This is a genomic window from Micromonospora vinacea (assembly GCF_015751785.1).
GTDB classification, from domain to species: Bacteria; Actinomycetota; Actinomycetes; order Mycobacteriales; family Micromonosporaceae; genus Micromonospora; species Micromonospora vinacea.
Genome location: NZ_JADOTY010000001.1, coordinates 5,566,406 through 5,584,514, shown reverse-complemented (window position 1 = coordinate 5,584,514; position 18,109 = coordinate 5,566,406). Strand labels below are relative to the sequence as shown.

12 protein-coding genes are annotated in these 18,109 nt (G+C 73.1%); 8 read left to right on the top strand and 4 right to left on the bottom strand.

Annotated elements, in window-relative coordinates; all coding sequences use genetic code 11:
• Positions 1-29 precede the first annotated feature (29 nt).
• Positions 30-596: a dienelactone hydrolase family protein gene (locus tag IW249_RS26350; protein ID WP_196923212.1), complete on the top strand. Its 567-nt coding sequence runs from the start codon at positions 30-32 to the stop codon at positions 594-596.
• A gap of 100 nt (positions 597-696) precedes the next feature.
• Here IW249_RS26350 and IW249_RS26345 read toward each other — a convergent pair whose 3' ends face one another.
• Entirely contained in the window at positions 697-1,626 is a 930-nt protein-coding gene (locus tag IW249_RS26345) for an NADP-dependent oxidoreductase (protein WP_196923211.1), read from the bottom strand.
• A gap of 50 nt (positions 1,627-1,676) precedes the next feature.
• Here IW249_RS26345 and IW249_RS26340 point away from each other — a divergent pair, with 50 nt between their 5' ends.
• Positions 1,677-2,324, top strand: a complete 648-nt coding sequence (locus IW249_RS26340) for a TetR/AcrR family transcriptional regulator (RefSeq protein WP_196923210.1) — start codon at positions 1,677-1,679, stop codon at positions 2,322-2,324.
• 70 nt (positions 2,325-2,394) lie between these two features.
• Here IW249_RS26340 and IW249_RS26335 read toward each other — a convergent pair whose 3' ends face one another.
• Entirely contained in the window at positions 2,395-3,063 is a 669-nt protein-coding gene (locus IW249_RS26335) for a hemerythrin domain-containing protein (protein ID WP_231392658.1), read from the bottom strand.
• 114 nt (positions 3,064-3,177) lie between these two features.
• Positions 3,178-6,462 (bottom strand): ATP-binding protein, encoded by a 3,285-nt coding sequence (locus IW249_RS26330; RefSeq protein WP_196923208.1) that lies wholly within the window; start codon positions 6,460-6,462, stop codon positions 3,178-3,180.
• Between the two features lie 166 nt (positions 6,463-6,628).
• Here IW249_RS26330 and IW249_RS26325 point away from each other — a divergent pair, with 166 nt between their 5' ends.
• Positions 6,629-7,174, top strand: coding sequence for a YciI family protein (locus tag IW249_RS26325; protein ID WP_196923207.1), 546 nt, complete (start codon positions 6,629-6,631; stop codon positions 7,172-7,174).
• 19 nt (positions 7,175-7,193) lie between these two features.
• Here IW249_RS26325 and IW249_RS26320 read toward each other — a convergent pair whose 3' ends face one another.
• Positions 7,194-9,434, bottom strand: a complete 2,241-nt coding sequence (locus tag IW249_RS26320; protein ID WP_196923206.1) for an adenylate/guanylate cyclase domain-containing protein — start codon at positions 9,432-9,434, stop codon at positions 7,194-7,196.
• Between the two features lie 194 nt (positions 9,435-9,628).
• Here IW249_RS26320 and IW249_RS26315 point away from each other — a divergent pair, with 194 nt between their 5' ends.
• The 5 genes from IW249_RS26315 (at position 9,629) to IW249_RS26295 (ending at position 18,061) form a co-directional block, all read left to right on the top strand.
• Positions 9,629-12,526, top strand: a complete 2,898-nt coding sequence (locus tag IW249_RS26315; RefSeq protein ID WP_196923205.1) for a helix-turn-helix transcriptional regulator — start codon at positions 9,629-9,631, stop codon at positions 12,524-12,526.
• A gap of 139 nt (positions 12,527-12,665) precedes the next feature.
• Positions 12,666-13,436 carry a DUF5995 family protein gene (locus IW249_RS26310; RefSeq protein WP_091398349.1) on the top strand — a complete coding sequence of 257 codons (771 nt, stop codon included), beginning with the start codon at positions 12,666-12,668 and terminating at the stop codon, positions 13,434-13,436.
• Between the two features lie 416 nt (positions 13,437-13,852).
• Positions 13,853-14,212, top strand: a complete 360-nt coding sequence (locus IW249_RS26305; protein ID WP_307788712.1) for a hypothetical protein — start codon at positions 13,853-13,855, stop codon at positions 14,210-14,212.
• 87 nt (positions 14,213-14,299) lie between these two features.
• Positions 14,300-16,399 (top strand): APC family permease, encoded by a 2,100-nt coding sequence (locus IW249_RS26300; RefSeq protein WP_196923203.1) that lies wholly within the window; start codon positions 14,300-14,302, stop codon positions 16,397-16,399.
• Between the two features lie 174 nt (positions 16,400-16,573).
• Positions 16,574-18,061, top strand: a complete 1,488-nt coding sequence (locus IW249_RS26295) for a right-handed parallel beta-helix repeat-containing protein (protein WP_196923202.1) — start codon at positions 16,574-16,576, stop codon at positions 18,059-18,061.
• Positions 18,062-18,109 lie beyond the last annotated feature (48 nt).

Genomic DNA, 18,109 nt, shown 5'->3' with positions numbered 1-18,109 from the left:
TGCGTTGTCGGCTGCGGCAGGATGACCGGATGCGACACGTCGTGTTGTTCCACTCCGTGTACGGGCTGCGGCCCGCCGTGCGCGCCGCCGCCGACCGGTTGCGCGCCGCCGGGCACCAGGTCAGCACGCCCGACCTGTACGGCGTCCCGGCCACCGACACCGTCGAGGAGGGCTTCGCGCTCCTCGACAAGATCGGCCAGGAGGTGGTGCTGGACCGGGCCCGCGACGCGCTGCGTGACCTGCCACCGGAGACGGTGCTCGCCGGCTTCTCGATGGGCGCCGGTGTGGCCGGGGCGCTGCTGGCAGAACGCCCCGACGCCGCCGGTCTGCTCCTGCTGCACGGCACCAGTGGCGCCCCGGACGCGGTCCGATCCGGGTTGCCGGTGCAGCTGCACCTCGCCGACCCCGACCCGTACGACGCGCCGGACGAGGTCGACGAGTGGCAGCAGGCGCTGACCGACGCCGGTGCCGACCTGACGGTCTTCCGCTATCCCGGTGTGGGTCACCTGTTCAGCGACCCGGAACTGGCCGAGTACTCCCCGGACGCCACCGCGGCGGCCTGGCCACGCGTGCTGGCCTTCCTGGCCGCCCGCTGAGCACCCGTCCCACGGACCGCGCCTGCGTGGCGCTCGCCCACCACGCCGGATGGTCGGCCGCGCGTGCTCGGGTCAGGTGGACAGATGTTGGGTGGGGCACCTACGGCTTCAGCACGATCTTGCCTCGCGCATGGCGGGACTCACTCAACTCGTGGGCGGCGGCCGCCTCTTCCAGAGAGAACACGGCCGCGACCGGCACTGTGAAACGACTCCGCTCGGCGAGTTCGCTGGCGGCGGCGATTCCTTCGAGAGCCGGTGTGTCCGCGCCGGGGCCAGAGCCGCGCGACAGGTGCACGCCGTAGGCCGCGGCGTTGATGTCGGCGATGCTCACCACCCTGTCCGGGCTCGCGACCAGGCCGACCAGGTCTGGCATGGAGCCAGAGCCGGCACAGTCGAGTACGACATCCACCCCGCCGGGCACCAGTGTGTGGACACGCTCGGCCAGCCTGGGGCCGTAGGTGGTCGGGATCGCCCCGAGCGAGGCGACGAACTCATGGTTGCGGTCGCTGGCCGTGCCGATGACGGCCGCCCCGCGAGCGACAGCGAGCTGGATCGCGGTCGTACCGACCCCGCCGGCCGCGCCCTCGATCAACAGCGTGGTGCCGTCCTTGACGCCCAACCGGTCGAGCACTCGGGTGGCCGTCTCGATGTTGCCCGCCGCGCCCCCGGCCTGCTCCCAGGTCAGGGTGGCCGGCTTCCGTGCCCACGCGGCCAGGACGGCGTATTCGGCGTTCGCTCCGCCCATCTGGGCGTAGTCCGTGATCCCGAAAACCTCATCGCCTACCCGAGCCGTGGTCACCCCGTCACCGATCTCATCCACCACGCCGGCAGCGTCGACACCGGGCACGTGCGGCAGGCGGAGCGGAATCCACTCCTGGAATCGACCGGCGCGAACGTACGTGTCGGCCGGATTGACACCCGACGCCCGAACCGCCACCCGTATCTGGCCGGGTCCGGCGTGGGGTTCCGGTGCCTCCGATACCTCAAGGACACTCGCGGGACCGTACTTCGAAAATTGCAAAGCCCTCATGCATCCGGACGCTAACGCACGCCGCTGTCCGCCTCGCTAAAGTGAGAGTGGTGACCGATCGTTTGCCTCACGCTCTTCGCTCCGACGCCCTGGACAACCGCGAGCGCATCCTCGAGGCCGCCCGCGCTGTCTTCGCCGTTGACGGCCTGGACGTGCCGATGCGGGAGGTTGCCCGGCGCGCCGGGGTTGCACCCGCCACCCTGTACCGCCGGTTCCCGAGCAAGGAGACGCTGGTCACCGAGGCATTCGCAGAACAGATGTACGCGTGTCGCGGCGTTGTCGACGAGGGCCTTGCCGATCCGGATCCATGGCACGGTTTCTGTCTCGTGATCGAGAAAATGTGTGAACTGCACGCACGCGACCGAGGCTTTACCGCAGCTCTCATGTCGACCTTTCCCCATGCAGTTGATTTCGAGGCGCGCCGTGAATACGCGCTCAGAGCGATCGACGAACTGGCCCGCCGCGCCAAGGAAGCGGGTCGGCTTCGCCCCGACTTCGTCCTGGACGACGTCATCCTCGTGCTCATGGCCAACAGCGGTATCCGCGTGACCTCGCCGACTGCTCAGGTCAGCGCCTCACGGCGCTTCGCCGCGCTCGCCATCGCGGCCTTCCAAGCCTCCCCGGATGTCTCGCCGCTCCCGCCCGTGGCGCGGTTGGCGCCCCCGGCATCGGTATCCAGAGGCAGCCAAATGGGCTAGCACTCCCGGCGGCCCAGCCGGGTCGGGCGAGTCGTCGACTCGGCTGGGTCGGGCGGGTTGCGGACCTCGCTCAGCGGACGCTGGCGCCGATGCGCGGGGGCGTGGCGGTGCCGTGCACCCGCTTCGCGTGCCTGGCGAACAGCCGGGGTGCGATGATCGGCATGAGCAGCCGGGCCGGCAGCGGAGCGTGCGCCAGCACCGCCTTGACCACCTCCGGGTCGCCCTCGTACATGGCCAGACCGAAGGCCAGCGGCAACTGCTTCTTCGGCGACTTGCTCATGCCGTGCTCGCCGAGCTGCATCCACTCCCGGGCGGTGACGTGCCGTTCCGCCAGCGGCAGGATCTCGTTCTCCTCCAGGGCCATGTGCTCGATCAGCGCGGCACGTAGCTGCTCCAGGGCGTCCGCTAGCTGCTCACCGCCGCGTCCGGTGCGCCGCCACTGGGGGAGGAGGGCGACCACCGCCGCGTGGGCGTCCTCGATGGCGTGGTGCTGGGCCTCCATGGTGGGGACGATCGCCGCGGCCTCCGCGCCGCCGCGCTCCAACAGCCGGGGCCACAGCAGGAGATCCTCGCCCTCGTGGTGCATGTGCAGGATGTGGCAGAGCATCTCGGCGTGGGCGCCGACGACCTCCGCGCGCGTGGCGTCGCCCGGTGTGACGTCGCGGACGAGCTGCGGCAGCAGGCTGAACTCGCGACGGAGCGCCGAGTGCGCCATGTACATGTCGCGCACGTCGGCCATGGCTTCGCGGTGGTTCTGGTTCACGGTGACCTTTCCGAGGGATCAACTGGCACAGATGTGTTGATCATGCTCGGTGTCGCTTGGAACCGACTTGGAATCCACCAACCGTGACGGTCAGTCGGCCAGGGCCGCCGTCGCCTCGGCCAGCCAGTGCGGCGACTCCCACCGGCGGGCCACCCGGGCGGCGAGGGTGAAGTGCCGGGTCGCCTCCTCGGCGCGGCCCACCAGCCGGAACAGCTCCCCGAGCGTCAACGCGACCGGCCGCACCACGGCCGCGGTGGTGGAGAAACCGGCCAACTGGTCATGTACCGGGAGCAGCGCGTCGATCACCGGCTGGGCCAGGTCCCGTCGACCCAGCGCCACGACGACCATCCCGCGTACGGTGAGCAGCGCCGACTCGAAGTAGTCCGGGCGGTAGGTGTGCCGCCCGATCGGCATGGCCCGCGCCTCGTCCAGGTGTCCGCTTCCGATCAGTGCCAGCGCCAGCAGGTCGTCGACGATCGGGCCCAACGACCCCCGGATCCGCAGGGTCGCCTCCAGGTGCTCGCCGAACCGCCCCTGGCTGATCAGCAGGGTGCCGATGGAGAAGTAGTGGAAGGCCTCGGCGTGCAGGGAGCCCTGCCGCCGCATCTGCACGGCTACCTGGTCGTAGTGCCGCCGCGCGGCGGCGAAGTCGCCGGCGACGTGTGCGAGGGCGCCCAGCGAGCACAGGTTGATCGTCTGCGCCTCGTTCAGCTGGTACGTCTCGGCCAGCCACCCCTGCCGGGCGACGCTGAGGCGCAGTTCGTCCGGCTCGTTGAGCGCGGCAGCGCAGTGGCCCAGCGCCTGCTCGGCGACCGAACGGTAGGTCACCAGCCCGTGCTCGTCGGCGAGGTCGCGCAGCTCCAGGGCGAAGGTCCGGCGCTCCGGCGCCTCCCGCTCGTAGCTCATGGTGCGCAACCGTGCGGCCAGCCCGAGGGCGCGCAGCTCGGGGTCGCCCAGCCGTCGTGAGAGGGCCAGCGCCTCCCGTCCGGCCGCCACGCCTCGCGGATCGGACTCGCCGTCCAACTCCGTGGCCAGCGCCTCCAGCAGCCGACAGCGGGCGACCGGGTCCAGGTCGTCGGCGCGCAGCAGCCGGGTGAGCAACTCGACCACGCGGTGGTCCACCACGCCGTACTCGTGGGTCAGCCACGGGGTGGGGACGGTCCACGCGGTGAACGCCGCGACCAGCAGCTCGTCGCGGCCGGACGCCGCGGCGACGTCGATCGCCCGCGCCCGGGTCTGCCGGGCGGCGGCCACCGCGCCGGCCCGCGCCTGGGCGCGCAGCAACCGTCCGAGCAGATCGACCCGCAGCGCGTCGCGGTCCCCGGCGACAGTGGCGGCGGCCTCGACGGCGTTGCCGAGCAGCTCGATAGCGGCGTCGTACGCGTACCGCCGCTCGGCCAGCTCGGCGGCCCGGATGGCGTAGTCGACGGCGAGCGGCGCGGTGTCGGCCGACGCGGCGCGGGCGTACTGGTGGGCCAGGGCCGGGTAGTCGTCGGGCCGCAGCCGGCGGGTGGCGGCGGCGATCCGGGCGTGCAGGCGAGTGCGGCGCAGCTGCGGCAGGTCGGTGTAGATGGTGTCGCAGACCAGGCCGTGCACGAACCGCACCCGCCCGGGCGCCGGTTCGGTGAGCAGCCCGGCGGTCAGCCCGGCTTCCAGCGCTCGCAGGACCGTGCCCTCGTCGGTGCCGGCGGCGTCGACGAGCGTCCGCACCTCCGCCTCCCGACCGACGGCCGAGGCGAGACGCAGCACCGAGACGGCCGTCAACGGGAGGCGGGAGAGTCGTCGGCGCAGCACGTCGCGTACGCCCTCGGGCACGTCGGAGGTGGCGACCAGCGTGCCCTCGGCCGCGAGCAGCCGCGCCGACTCCCGGACGTAGAACGGGTTGCCCCCGGTCCGCTCGGCCAACGCGGCGACGGTGTCCGGGTCGACGGTGGTCCGGGCCAGCGCGCCGAGCAGTCGTTCGACCTCGGACGCGCTCAGACCGCCCAACGGGATCCGCTGCGGTGACCGGCGGGCCAGGACGGCCATCGTGTCGGCGAGCCGCTCGGCGTTGTCGGCGGGCCGCAGCGCCGCGACGAACAGGACGGTGCCGGTGGTCATCTCGGTGACGCTCTGCAACAGCAGCAACGTCTCGGCGTCGGCGGCGTGCAGGTCGTCGAGGATCACGGCGACCGGCCTGCGGGCCGCGGCGGCGTCCAACCAGGCGCCGACGGCGCGGTGCAGCCGGAAGCGCCCGGCGGTGACGTCGCCGCCGGGCTCGCCGTCGCCGCCTCCGAGCAGCGGGGCTAGCGCGGGTGCGAGGTCGCCCGGCGGTGCCTGCTCGGCGAGTTGCCGCAGCGCCTCGACCCAGGCCCAGGCCGGCGGGGCGCCCTCGACCTCGGGGCAGCGGCCCACGGCGACCAGCCAGCCGTGGGCGGTGAGCCCCTCCCGGAACCGGGCGAGCAGGCTCGTCTTGCCGGCCCCGGCCTCACCGCCGAGCAGCGCGACGCGCGGCCCGCTCGCCACCGCGTCGGCGGCTGCCTGCCGGAGCGCCTCCAACTCGACCTCCCGGCCGACGAAGACCTCCTCCGACATCTGCCGTTCGACGCGTACCGCTGTCGCCGCCACTGGCGGCAGCAGGTCGAGTCGCTGGCCCAGGATGGCGGACTCCACCTCGACCAGCGCCGGGCCCGGGTCCAGTCCGAGCTGGTCGGCCAGGGTCGCCCGGGCCCGGCGCAGTGCGGCGAGCGCGTCGCCCTGCCGACCGGTACGCCACAACGCCAGCGCCAGCAGCCGCCAGCTCTCCTCCCGCAGCGGCGCCTGCCGGGTCAACAGCTCCGCCTCCGGCACCACCTCGGCCGCGTCGCCGCAGCGCACCGTCACGTCGAGCAGCAGCTCCCGGGCGCCGAGCCGCAGCTCCTCCAGGCGCAGCACCTCCGACTGCGCCCACGGCTCACCGGCGAATTCGGCGTACGCCCCACCGCGCCACAGCCCGAGCCCGTCGCTCAACAGCTGACGTGCCCGAGCCGGGTCGGCCGGCCCGACCGCACGCGCCTCGGCGAGCAGCGCCTCGAACCGGCCGGCGTCGACGGCGTCGGCGGGCAGCCGCAGCGCGTAGCCCGGTGGCGCGGTGATCAGGATCCGCGCTGGTGCGCGGGGCTCGCGGGCCGGCTCCAGGAGGCGGCGCAGATGCGAGACGTACGCCTGGAGGGAGGCGATCGCCCGGGGCGGCGCGTCACCCCGCCACAGATCCTCGATCAGCTGACCGACGGACACGACCTCGCCGCGGGCCGCGAGCAGCAGCGCGAGCACGGCGCGTTGGCGGGGGCCGCCGAGGTCGACCGGCCCGCCTGTGTCGACCTCGACCTCAAGCGGCCCGAGCACCCGTAGCAGCATGACGGACCAATCCTAGTCACGCTGGTGGGCGGCTCATCCGTTCCCACGGGACACCGTCCGTCGGCGAGGTCCGCCTCGTGGCGCTGCTGGCCTCGGCGTCCGTGCCGTAGCGGCCAGGGCGGCACCCGGCCCGCCGTCGACGAGGGGCACCCGGCGAGAATGCGGCGTGGAGTTTCTCTGTTACCACAGTGACCGGCCCGGCTCGGCGGCATTGCGCGACGAGCTGTTACCCGAGCACTGGTCGTACATGGACCGGTACGCGGCGGGGATGATCGCCCGTGGCCCGACAATCGTCGGCGACACGCCCACCGGCAGTGTGCACATCGTCGACGTGCCCGACGCGGCCGCCGCGCGGGCGTTCGCCTTCGAGGAGCCGAACTACCAGGCCGGCGTGTACCGGGACGTGCTGCTGCGCCGGTGGCGCAACACGCTGGGCCGCACCATGTGGGACTTCCCCGGCGGCCGGACCGGCGGCAACCGTTATCTGGTGCTCGGCCTCGGCGCCGGGCAGGCCGTCGACCTGGCCGTGCCACCCGACCCGGACGAGCTGATCGCGTACGGGCCCCTGCTGGCCGACGACGGCGTCACCTGGCTCGGCACCGCCGCCCTGCTCCGGGCGCCGCACCCGGACGCGGCGCGCGCCATCCTGACGGTGGACCGGTACGCCGATGTCGAGGTGCACAACTGGCAGTTCGGTGGGCGACCGTCCTGACCTGCCCCGATGCCCACAGTCAGGCAGACGCGGGCAGGCCGTCCAGGCGGATCAACGGTGGGCGGGGTGATGCCCGCACCACGCCCGGCGGAGTGCCGGCGTCGGCGAGTGTCCAGTGCCCAGCCGAACTCGGCGGCGTGGGGCGGATCGGCGCTGCGGCCCGTCCGATGTCCCGGAGTGGGCCCACGCCCGCACCGCGCGGAGGTCGGGACACCGCTGTGGCCGGCGTCGGCGGTACGTCGCCCGCCGAGGCGACGGCGCGGAGCCGGCGTGGGCCCGCCGTACGGTTCGCGCCGGGGCTCGACGCGGCGGGAGGGGCCGCCATCGTCGGGGTGGGATTACCTGGTCTCGCCGCTGTCGTGCCGGTGGCACGGCCCGGCCCCGCCGAGGCCAGCGCCGCGAAGACGGCGTCGAGGCGGCCGGTCCGAGCACCGACGGTGTCGAGGCGCACGATCTCCGCACTCCTCGCCGCCGAGCCGTTGACCGCACCAGCGGGCGGGTTGGTGTCCCGGTGCACGGTGTCGAGGTGCGGGACGCTGGCGGCCCGGCGTTGAAAGACGGTCCGCAGGGCGCGGGGCAACCGTTCGACGGCGACCTGGCGCAGCGCGGGCGCGGCGAACGCGTACCCGTCGACGTGGTGGGGGAGCAGCAGCCCGGCGGCGACCAGCCGGCGGAGTGCGGGTGCGGACCGGCCGGGCGTCCAGCCGAGTGCCCGGTCCACGGCCGCGCCGGAGATCAGACCACCGAGGGTGCCGGCGGCCATCAGCACCGCCCGCCGCTCACCGTCGAGGTGGTCCAGCTCCGCGCCGACGGCCCGGCGTACCGCCTCGGGCAGCGGGAGCGCCGCCGGGTCGGCACCGTCCACCAGCGAGGTGACGTACGCCGTCGCGTGCCCGGGGCGGCCCCCCACCAGCGGCAGCAGCCGGTCGACCAGGGCCACCGGCTGCCCGGCCCGGGTGAGCAGGTGGCGCAGCAGTCGTCCGGACTGCACAGTGGCCAGCGGTCCGATCGTCATCTGGCGGGCCGGACCGGGCCGCGTGTCGGTCCACTGCGGCTGGTGCACGGTGAGCAGGGCCAACGGGAGCCCGCGCTCCGTCGCCGCGCCGAACAGCGCGTGCAGGAACCGGCTCACCGCCGGCGCGGCCCGGTCCAGGTCGTCGACGGCCACGATCAGCGGCCGGTGGGCGGCCACCCGCAGCAGGACCTCCCGGCAGATCGCCGCGCCGGCGAGGGCGGCGGCCGAACCGTCCGGGGTGGTCAACATCCGCTGCAGCGCCGGGACCGCGGTGGCCACCCTGGTCGGCGGGAACAGCGGCGTCAGGGCGGCGACGAGGCGGTCGTGGACCGCCGCCGGGCCGTCGCTGTGCCGGATCCCGGCGAGGCCGCGGAGCAGGTGCGCGACCGGCGCCAAGACCTGATCGGGGTACGGTTGGCAGGTCGCCACGCACCAGCGGACCGGCAATCCGTCCACCGTGGTCAACCCACGGGTCAACTCGTGCAGCAGCCGGCTGCGACCACTGCCGGTGGGGCCGACCAGGGAGATCCAACGTGGCGTCCGGTCCCGGATGGCAGCGCCCAGCTGGTCGCGGATGGTGGCCAGTTCGCGGCGTCGACCGATCAACGGGCCGTCGTGCCGGTCGGCACCGGGGCGTACCGGGCCGACGGCGTGCCAGACCGGCACCGGCGGCACCCGGCCGGCGACCGGCACCGGCGTCAGCTGACGCTGGGTGATCAGGCCGGCGGTGGCACGGGCGGTGGCCGCGCAGAGCGCGACGGCGCCGGGCGCGGCGTACTCCTGCAGTCGGGCCGCGGTGGTGATCACGGCGCCGCTGGCCACGCCGTGCCCGCCGGTGACGACGTCGCCCAGGTCGACGACGACCTCGCCGGTGGCGACACCGACCCGGACGCGCAGACTGATGCCGTCGACCATGGGCCGCCGGTCCAGCGCGGCCTGGATCTCGAGGCCGGCGCGCACCGCCCGGTACGCGTCGAAGCCGTCGGAGTGCCGAGCGCCGAAGAGCGCCATCACGGCGTCGCCGACGTACTTCTCCACCACCCCCTGCCAGCGGTGCAGCACGCCGGCGACGGTGTCGAAGTAGGCCCGCTGCAACGCTCGGACGTCCTCCGGGTCGAGCCGGTCCACCAGGGCCGTGGAGCCGACGATGTCCGCGAAGAGGACAGTGACGACGCGCCTCTCCTGAGGTACCGGCCAGAGCGGGGTGACGATCCGTTGCGTGTCGACGATGATGCTGGTGGTCATGGGTATCGCACCGGCCTTTCTCCCCGCTGTTGCCTGATCACCTCCGGAGATTGGCATTCCTCGGCCGACGGGGGATCTGCAGAACGACGTATGTCGGCCACCTGCAACCTTTAGTCGCAAAGTCGACGCGAGGAGTACCACAAGCGGTAGGCGGCCGTAGAACGGTGCGGGGCCCTGTGATTAGGCTGCGTGGCATGGCCAGCGATGTGGACACCGCACCGCTCGTGGGCCGGGCCGAGCTGGTGCAGACGGTTCGGTCCGCGTTGCTCGGTGACGCCGCGCACGGGCAGACCGCAGCGGTCTTCCTGACCGGTGAGAGCGGCGTGGGAAAGACCCGGCTGTTGGGTGAGATCGGCAACCGCCTGCGGGAGCGGGGCGCCGTCGTGCTCACCGGCAGCTGCCTCGACATCGGCGACGCCTCCCCGCTGCACCCGCTGTTGCAGGCGCTGCGCCGGTTCGACACCGAGGTGTCCACGTCGCCCGCCCGCACCTCCTCGGCGGTGCGGGGGCTGTTGCAGATGTTCGCCGACGAGACCGCCGGTCCGGACGGCGCGGGCGCGCTGCTGGAGCGGGTCTCCCGTGGCCTGCACCTGATCGCCGAGGGTCGCCCGCTGGTGCTGATCCTGGACGACCTCCAGTGGGTCGACCGCAGCACCCGGCAACTCCTGCTCTACCTGCTTGCCGGCCTGGGCGATCTTCAGCTGTCGGTGCTGGCGGCGGTGCGTGCCGAGTCGTTGCAGGGCGCGCATCCGTTGCGCCGGGTGCTCACCGAGCTGCGTCGACTCCGCACGGTGCGGGTGCTCGACCTGGCGCCGCTGGGCCGGGCCGACACCGAGACGCTCGCCGCAGCGGTGGTCGGCCGGACGCTGGCCGCCGACGCGGCCGAGCAGGTGTGGCAGCGCAGCGGTGGCAACCCGTTCGTCATCGAGGAGCTGGCGCGGGATCTGCGCGACGGCCGCGACGGCCTGTCCGAGACGCTGCGGGAGATCTTCCTCGACCGGGTCGACGCGTTGCCGCAGCACGCGCACGCCGTGGTGCACGCGGTGGCCGCCGGTGTCGAGCCGGTGCAGCACTGGCTGCTGGCCGAGGTGCTGCGGATGCCGGAGGACGAGCTGATCGCCGCGGCCCGGGCCGCGGTGGCGCACCGTCTGCTGGTCGGCGCCGACGAGGGCTACCGGCTGCGGCACCGCCTCGTGGCCGAGGTGCTGGCGCACGAGTTGCTGCCGGCCGAGCGCTCCGGGCTGCACCGCCGCTACGCCGAGGCGCTGACCACGGCCCCGGGTGAGCTGCACCAGGCCCGACTGGCGCACCACTGGCGGCTGGCGGGCGAGCCGGCGCGAGCCCTGCCGGCGGCGGTGGCCGCCGCCCAGGAGGCCGAGCGGCTGCACGGTTACGCCGAGGCGCATCGGCACTGGTCGGCGGCGTTGCAGTTGGCCGCCGAGCCGGGCCCGCTGACGGTGGACCGGGTCGAGTTGCTCGAGAACGCCGCCGAGGCGGCCCACCACTGTGGGGAGCACGCCCGCGCGTTGGCCCTGCTGGAGGAGTTGGCCACGCTGCGGGGTGGCGAGCCGAGCTGCGCGCTGCACATCCGCCGGGCCCGCTACCTGGCCGCCGCCGGTCGCTCCGCGCTGGCCGAGGAGGAATACCAGCGGGCGCTGAAGGCGGAGGACTGCTCCCCTCGGGACCGGGCGAGCGCCGCCGCACGCCTCGCCGAACTGCTGCTGCATCTGGGCCGGTACGCCGACGCCGGCGAGCGGGCCCGTGAGGCGCTGGCGTTGGCCGAGAACGTGGAGGGTTCGGCCACCGAGGTGGTGCTGGCCAGTTCGGCGCTGGGCTTCAGCGAGGCCTGTCTGGAAGACCCGGACGCCGGTCTGGCGGTCATGCGCGACGCCCTCGACACCGCCGAGCGTGCCGGTCAGCCCGAGGACGTGGCCTGCGCGTACCTGCACCTGGCGGAGCTGCTGACCGGGCCGCTCAACGTTCTCGAAGAGGGCGTGGTGGTGGCCCGGCGGGGCGCCGAACGGGTGGCCGAGCTGGGGTTGGGCCGCACCTGGGGCACCCGGCTGCTGGCCATCGCCATCAACGGGCTGTTCCGGGTGGGCCAGTGGGCCGAGGCGGAGAAGGTGGTGGCTGCGGCCCTGCGGCACCGACCGTCCGGTGCGGACGCCGTGGAGTTGCTGCTGGCCCGGTGCCGGCTGTCGGTGGGCTACGGCGACATCGAGGCCGCCGGTCGGGATCTCGACGCGGTGGCGACCCTGCTCGCCGGCGGCGGGGCGCGGCACGTCATTCCGCTGCTCACCCTGCGCTCCGGGCTGGCCATGTGGGAGGGTCGGCACGACGTGGCCCGCCAGGCGGTGCAGCGCGGCCTCACCGAGAGCCGTTCCGACGACGTGATGATTCTTTCCGCGCTGGTCTGGCACGGCCTGCGTGCCGAGGCGGAGGCGCACGCCAGCCGCACCGTGGAGGTGGACCCGACGGCGGTGCGCCGGCTGCGGGACGTGGCCGAGAGGGTGGCCCGCAAGAGCGCCGGGGCGGCCCGGCCGGTGCGCTCGGTGGTGGAGGGCTTCCTGGCGCTGTGCGCCGCCGAGGTGAGCCGCCTCGACGGCAGCGACCCGGAGCTGTGGGCCGCGTCGGCCGCCGAGTGGGATCGGCGCAATCACCCCTATCCGGCCGCCTACTCGCGGCTACGGCAGGCCGAGGCGCTGCTGGCTCGGCGCAGCCGGGTGGCCACCGCCGGCAAGCTCCTGCGGGAGGCGTACCGGGTGGCGCAGGGGTTGGGCGCGGTGCCGTTGACCTCGGAGATCCGCGAGCTGGCCGGGCGGGCGCGGGTGTCGCTGGACGAGCGCGACACCACCACCGGCACGCGCGGCGTCCCGGTCGACGCGTCCGACGACGAGTTGGCGGCGCTCACCGCCCGGGAGCGGGAAGTGCTCGCCCTGGTCGCCGAGGGGTTGACCAACAAGGAGATCGGGCAGCGGCTGTTCATCAGCGAGCGGACCATCGGCGTGCACGTGTCGCACATCTTCGACAAGCTCCAGGTCCGCACCCGCGTGCAGGCCAGCGCGATCCAGTTGCGCAACCAACGGCCCTGACCCACCACTGCGTACGTATCCCGGCGCGTGTGCGCGCCGGGATACGTCGTTTTACTGATCCGACGGGCGGGTGTCGGCTGAGAGGCTGGGCCGCGTCGACGACGGCACGGGGGATGCCGCCGACCACGATGGAGGAGAAATGATCGAACCGGTCTGGGGGCCCGTGCACCGGGACATCGTCGACCTGCTCGCCGATCACCCCGCGGACGTGCCGGCCGTGGTCGATCACCTGACCAAGCTCCAGGACATGCTGGTCCGGCTGCCTCCGTTGGAGGCCAGCTGCCCCCTCGCTGACTTCAACAAGCTCTACCTGACCATCACCAGCAGTGTGCTGGACGGGCTGTACGACGACCGCTTCATCGACCCGGTCTTCCTCTCCCGCCTCGACGTCGAGTTCGCCGCCCGGTACTTCGACGCGATGCGGCTGTGGACCGACTCCAGCCCCGGCACCCCGAAGGCGTGGTCGTGTCTCTTCGAGCGGATGCGGGGGCCGGACGCCCGCCCGTTGCCCTCGGCGGCGGCGGGCGTGAACGCGCACATCAACTTCGACCTGCCGTTCGCCCTGGTGACCACGTTCGACCACCTGGAGTCGGAGCCGGTCGACGGCAGCGACCAGCACCACGACTACCTCGAGATCAACAACATCTTCGCCGACAAGATCCCCGGCCTGCGCCGTGGCTATCTGGAGCGGTGGCAGCTGCTCATCGACATGCTCAACGGCGACATCGACGACTGGTACCAGGGGGAACTGGTCGAGTACACGCGCGATGTCGCCTGGCGTAACGCGCAGAAGATCTGGCGGTGCCGGCACGATCCGGACGCCCGAGAGTGTGAGCGCACACGGTTGGACGACAACGCCGCGGCGCTCGGCCGGCTGCTGCTCTCGCCCCTCGGGGCGTTCCTGCAGTAGCCGGGACGGGGGGTCCCCGCGCTCCGCCCCGTGGGGGGCGGCGGAGCGCGGGGACGCGTCCCACAGTTCCACCCCGAGTGGCCGACCGAGGTCGGGTCGGTCAGCAGGGGGACAGCCGGTCGGCCCGGGGGGTGTCGACCGTCTGCCACCGTCGGCCGGCCCGGGGGGTGTCGGCCGGCGGTGGGGGAACGCCGGGCGGGGGTCACGTCGAAGGGCGTGCGGATCCGGGGGTGTCGGCGGGCTCGGATCGGGTACGCCCGCGCCATGATTGTCCTGGCCCGGCGTCGGCCCGCCGCCCGCCCCCGGCCCGCGCGTCCCGGCCCTCTGCGGCCGGGTGGCCCGGTGTCGCGGCCCACCGCCCGGCCCGGCGCCCGGTGACCGGCGTCGCGACGCGGTTTCCGTTCCGCTTCGATCCGGTGTTCCGCCCGATGCTGGCGCTGCTCGGGGTCCGCCCGGCGACGGCCTGGGTCGCCGTCACCGATCAGGACCTGATGATCCGGTACGGGCCGTGGCGGCTGCGGACCGACCGGGGCAACGTCACCGCCGTCGAGCTGAGCGGACCATACCGCTGGTGGCGGGCGATCGGCCCGCACCTGTCGCTTGCCGACGGCGGTGCGACCTTCGGCACCAGTGCGACCGGCGGGATCTGCCTGCGCTTCGGCGTGCCGGTGCCGGCGCTGGTGCCTGGCGGGCGGCCCCGACACCAGGCGGCCACGGTGACCGTCGCCGACCCACCCGCGCTGGCCCGGCTGCTCGCCGTTCCGGACCTGTCCTGAGCAGGCCGTGCAGGTGCCCCGTTCCGCCGTCCGGGCACCGGGGCACCGCCTACCGTCGGATCAGGACCTGTGAGGGTGGGACTGGCGATGGGTGACGAGCACCACCGGGCGAAACCACGACGCTGGAGCGGACGCCGCCACGCGCCGACCGGGCCGGACCCGGCACTGCGGGCGGCCCGCGATCCGGCCCGCCCACACCGGGGCGGCCGGCAGGGGGTCGCGGTGCCCGAACGCGTGGCCACCGCGGCCCGCTCGGCGCCGCCGGCCAGTCCGCTGCGCCGGTGGCTCTTCCAGCACCAGGTGCAGCCGCCCGGTCCCGAGGCGACCGAGGGGCAGAACCGTCGGCACGCCTGGTGGCAGGTGATGTGTCTGACCGGTGTCGACTACTTCTCCACGCTGTCGTACCTGCCGGGCATCGCTGCGGTGGCGGCCGGCGCGCTCTCCCCGCTGGCGACCCTGTTGATCGTCGCGCTCACCCTGTTCGGCATGCTGCCGATGTACCGGCGGGTGGCCCAGGAGAGCCCGCACGGTCAGGGTTCGGTGGCGATGTTGGAGCGGTTGTTGCCGTTCTGGCGGGGCAAGATCTTCGTCCTGGTGCTGCTCGGCTTCGTGGCCACCTCCTGGATCATCACGATCACCCTCTCCTCGGCCGACGCCACAGTGCACCTGTTGGAGAACCCGTACCTGCCGGACGCCCTGCACGGGTCAGTGGTGCCGGTGGTGGTGACTGTGGTGCTGCTGCTCATCCTCGGCGGGGTGTTCCTGCTCGGGTTCCGCGAGGCGGTGGTGGTGGCCATCCCGCTGGTCGCGGTCTTCCTGGTGCTCAACGCGGTGATCGTGGTGGTCGCGGTGATCCGGATCGTCGAGGACCCGGGCATCGTGTCGAACTGGACGGCCGCGGTGACCCAGACCGGTGGCGGACCGGGACACGTGCTGCTCACCGCGGTGCTGGCGTTCCCGCTGCTGGTGCTGGGCCTGTCCGGTTTCGAGACCGGGGTCAGCATGATGCCCCTGGTCGCGGCCGACGGCCCGGACAAGGAGGCTCGGCTCGCCGCCCGGATCCGCAACACGCGTCGGCTGCTCACCACCGCCGCGCTGATCATGTCGGTGTACCTGATCTCGACGACCTTCGTGACCACGGCGCTCATTCCGGAGGAGGAGTTCCGACCGGGCGGCGCCGCGAACGGCCGGGCGCTGGCATTCCTGGCGCACACCTACCTGGGTGAGGTGTTCGGCAGCGTCTACGACGTGAGCAGTGTGCTCATCCTCTGGTTCGCCGGGGCCTCGGCGATGGCCGGGTTGATCAACATCGTGCCGCGCTACCTGCCGTCGTACGGGATGGCGCCGGAGTGGGCGCGGGCGGTACGCCCCGTGGTGATCGTCTACACCGTCGTCAGCGTCGCCATCACGATCGCCTTCCGGGCCGACGTCAACGCCCAGGCCGGGGCGTACGCCACCGGGATCCTGGCGATGATGGTCTCCGGAGCGGTGGCGGTGACGATCTCCGCGGCCCGGCACCACCGGCGTGGTTCCGCGATCGGCTTCACAGTGCTGACCCTCGTGCTGCTGTACGCGCTGCTGGAGAACGTCATCGAACAGCCGGACGGGATCACGATCTCGGCGCTGTTCATCCTCGGCATCATCGTGGTCTCGTTGGTCTCCCGGGTCACCCGGACCACCGAGCTGCGCGCCGAGCGGATCGAGTTCGACGAGGCGGCCCGTCGGTTCATCACCGAGTCGCTGGCGCACGACGGGCAGCTGCACCTGATCGCGAACAAGCGGCAGAAGGGGTCGGTGAAGGAGTACACGATCAAGGAGCGGGCGCAGCGCGGGATGAACCCGGTGCCGGGGGCGGCGGATGTGCTGTTCCTGGAGATCGACGTGGTCGATCCGTCGGAGTTCAGTCAGGTGTTGCGCGTGCACGGGATCGAGGTGGGCGGCTTCCGGGTGCTGCGGGCCAACAGTCCGGCCGTGCCCAACGCCATCGCCGCGATCCTGCTGGCGCTGCGGGACGCCACCGGGGTCCGGCCGCACGCGCACTTCGAGTGGTCGGAGGGGAGCCCGATCGCGCACCTGGCGCGCTATCTCATCCTGGGTCGGGGGGACACCCCGCCGGTGGTGCGGGAGATCATCCGACGGACCGAACGGGACCCGCTGCGTCGGCCCGGCATCCACGTGGGCGGGTGACGTCGATGCCGGTCTGACAGCTTTGAAGATGAAAGAGGGCACTATTCACGTTCACACCTTCCTGTCCGTATTACGGACCTATCGTGACGTTTGGTAGCCGGCGAACACGTCGAGCCCCCCGCGCCCGAATCGGCGCGCGGTCACGTCACGTACGCAGGAAGGCAGGCACCGTTGATGTCCACGTACCGAGAGGGAGACCGCGCGACCCGACCCAGACGCCGGTCCCGATGGTTCTTAGCCAGTGGCTTGCTGGCGGGGAGCCTGGTCGTGGGAGGGGCCGGCGCGGCCGCCGCCGCCGACCGCGCCCTCACCCTCCCAGGTCTGGCCCGGCTGGCCCCGGCGGCCGACGACGACCGACGGGGTACGCAACCCGAAGCGGACGACGCGGAGCGGGCCCGCCCGACCACCCCGGGCACCGGCAAGCGGGGCGTGGTGTCGGTGCCCTGCGACTCCGCGAAGCTGGTGGCGGCGCTGGTCACTGCCAACGCCGAGGGCGGCGGCGAACTTCGCCTCGCGCCCAAGTGCCGCTACACCCTCACCGAGGCGTTCCACGAGACCGACCAGTACGACGGTGGGATCCGTGACGCCCGGGAGGCCGCCGACGCCGCGGAGACCCCCGGGGACGCCGAGGCGCCGCCGCACAACCCGGCCGACGACACCGCCGGCCTGCCGGTGATCTACCAGGCCATCACCATCGACGGCGCGGGCGCCACCATCACCCGGGCCGCCCAGGCCGTCGCGTTCCGCTTCTTCACCGTCCGCGACGGCGGCGAGCTGACCCTGCGCGACGTGGAACTGCACAACGGCCGCTCGGCCATCGAGGGCGGCAGCGTGCACGTGGTGCACGGCGCCACCGCCGTGGTGGAACGGGTCACCGTCACCCAGAGCACCTCGCTGTCGCCCGAAGGTGGCGGCGGCGGCATCTTCAACGACGGCAACATGGTGGTCACCGACTCCACGTTCGTCGGCAACAGCGCCGCCGGCGCCGCGGGCAAGGGCGGGGGCCTGCTCAACGGTGGCGTGCTGACGCTGAAGCGCTCGGAGTTCCACCGCAACAGCGCCAACGCCTACGGCGGCGGGCTCGGCAACTACCGTGGGGCCGCCGACGTGGAGAGCGCCTCCTTCACCCAGAACAGCGCCGCCCAGGGGGGTGGGCTGGCCAGCTTCTCGGCCCGGACCAAGGTCTCCGACACCGAGCTGCTGAACAACACCGCGCAGGTCGGCGGCGGCGCCGCCAACTCCGACGCGGTGCTGGTGCTGCGCGCGATGACCATCCGCGGCAACACGTCCACAGTCAACGGCGGCGGCATCTCGACAGTGAAGGGCCTGACGCCGATCGACGACAGCGTGATCGACGGCAACACCACCCACGGCCTCGGGGCCGGCATCTACGCCGAGAAGGCGAACCTGCTGGTCCGCGGCAGCGACGTGACCCGTAACGAGGCCGTCGGCTCCGCGTCGAAGGGGGGCGGCATCTACGCCAACGCGGGCTCGGTGGCGATCTACACCAGCAAGGTCACCCACAACGCGTCGACGCTGAAGCCCGGCGGCATCTTCGGCATGCACGCCCAGGTCAAGATCGACGATGAGAGCGTGGTCGTCGAGAACGAGCCGACCAACTGCGAGGGCAGCCCGGTGCCGATCGCGCACTGCTTCCGCTGAACACACCCGCGCACCCATCCCGAGCGCCAGGCGAACCGCCCCGATGAT

Bases quoted from the DNA above. Each gene is read 5' to 3' on its own strand.
- IW249_RS26350 (WP_196923212.1), top strand. From the start codon at position 30: ATGCGACACGTCGTGTTGTTCCACTCCGTGTACGGGCTGCGGCCCGCC.
- IW249_RS26345 (WP_196923211.1), bottom strand. From the start codon at position 1,626: ATGAGGGCTTTGCAATTTTCGAAGTACGGTCCCGCGAGTGTCCTTGAG.
- IW249_RS26335 (WP_231392658.1), bottom strand. From the start codon at position 3,063: ATGGCCGACGTGCGCGACATGTACATGGCGCACTCGGCGCTCCGTCGC.
- IW249_RS26330 (WP_196923208.1), bottom strand. From the start codon at position 6,462: ATGCTGCTACGGGTGCTCGGGCCGCTTGAGGTCGAGGTCGACACAGGC.
- IW249_RS26320 (WP_196923206.1), bottom strand. From the start codon at position 9,434: ATGACCACCAGCATCATCGTCGACACGCAACGGATCGTCACCCCGCTC.
- IW249_RS26315 (WP_196923205.1), top strand. From the start codon at position 9,629: ATGGCCAGCGATGTGGACACCGCACCGCTCGTGGGCCGGGCCGAGCTG.
- IW249_RS26310 (WP_091398349.1), top strand. From the start codon at position 12,666: ATGATCGAACCGGTCTGGGGGCCCGTGCACCGGGACATCGTCGACCTG.
- IW249_RS26300 (WP_196923203.1), top strand. From the start codon at position 14,300: ATGGGTGACGAGCACCACCGGGCGAAACCACGACGCTGGAGCGGACGC.
- IW249_RS26295 (WP_196923202.1), top strand. From the start codon at position 16,574: ATGTCCACGTACCGAGAGGGAGACCGCGCGACCCGACCCAGACGCCGG.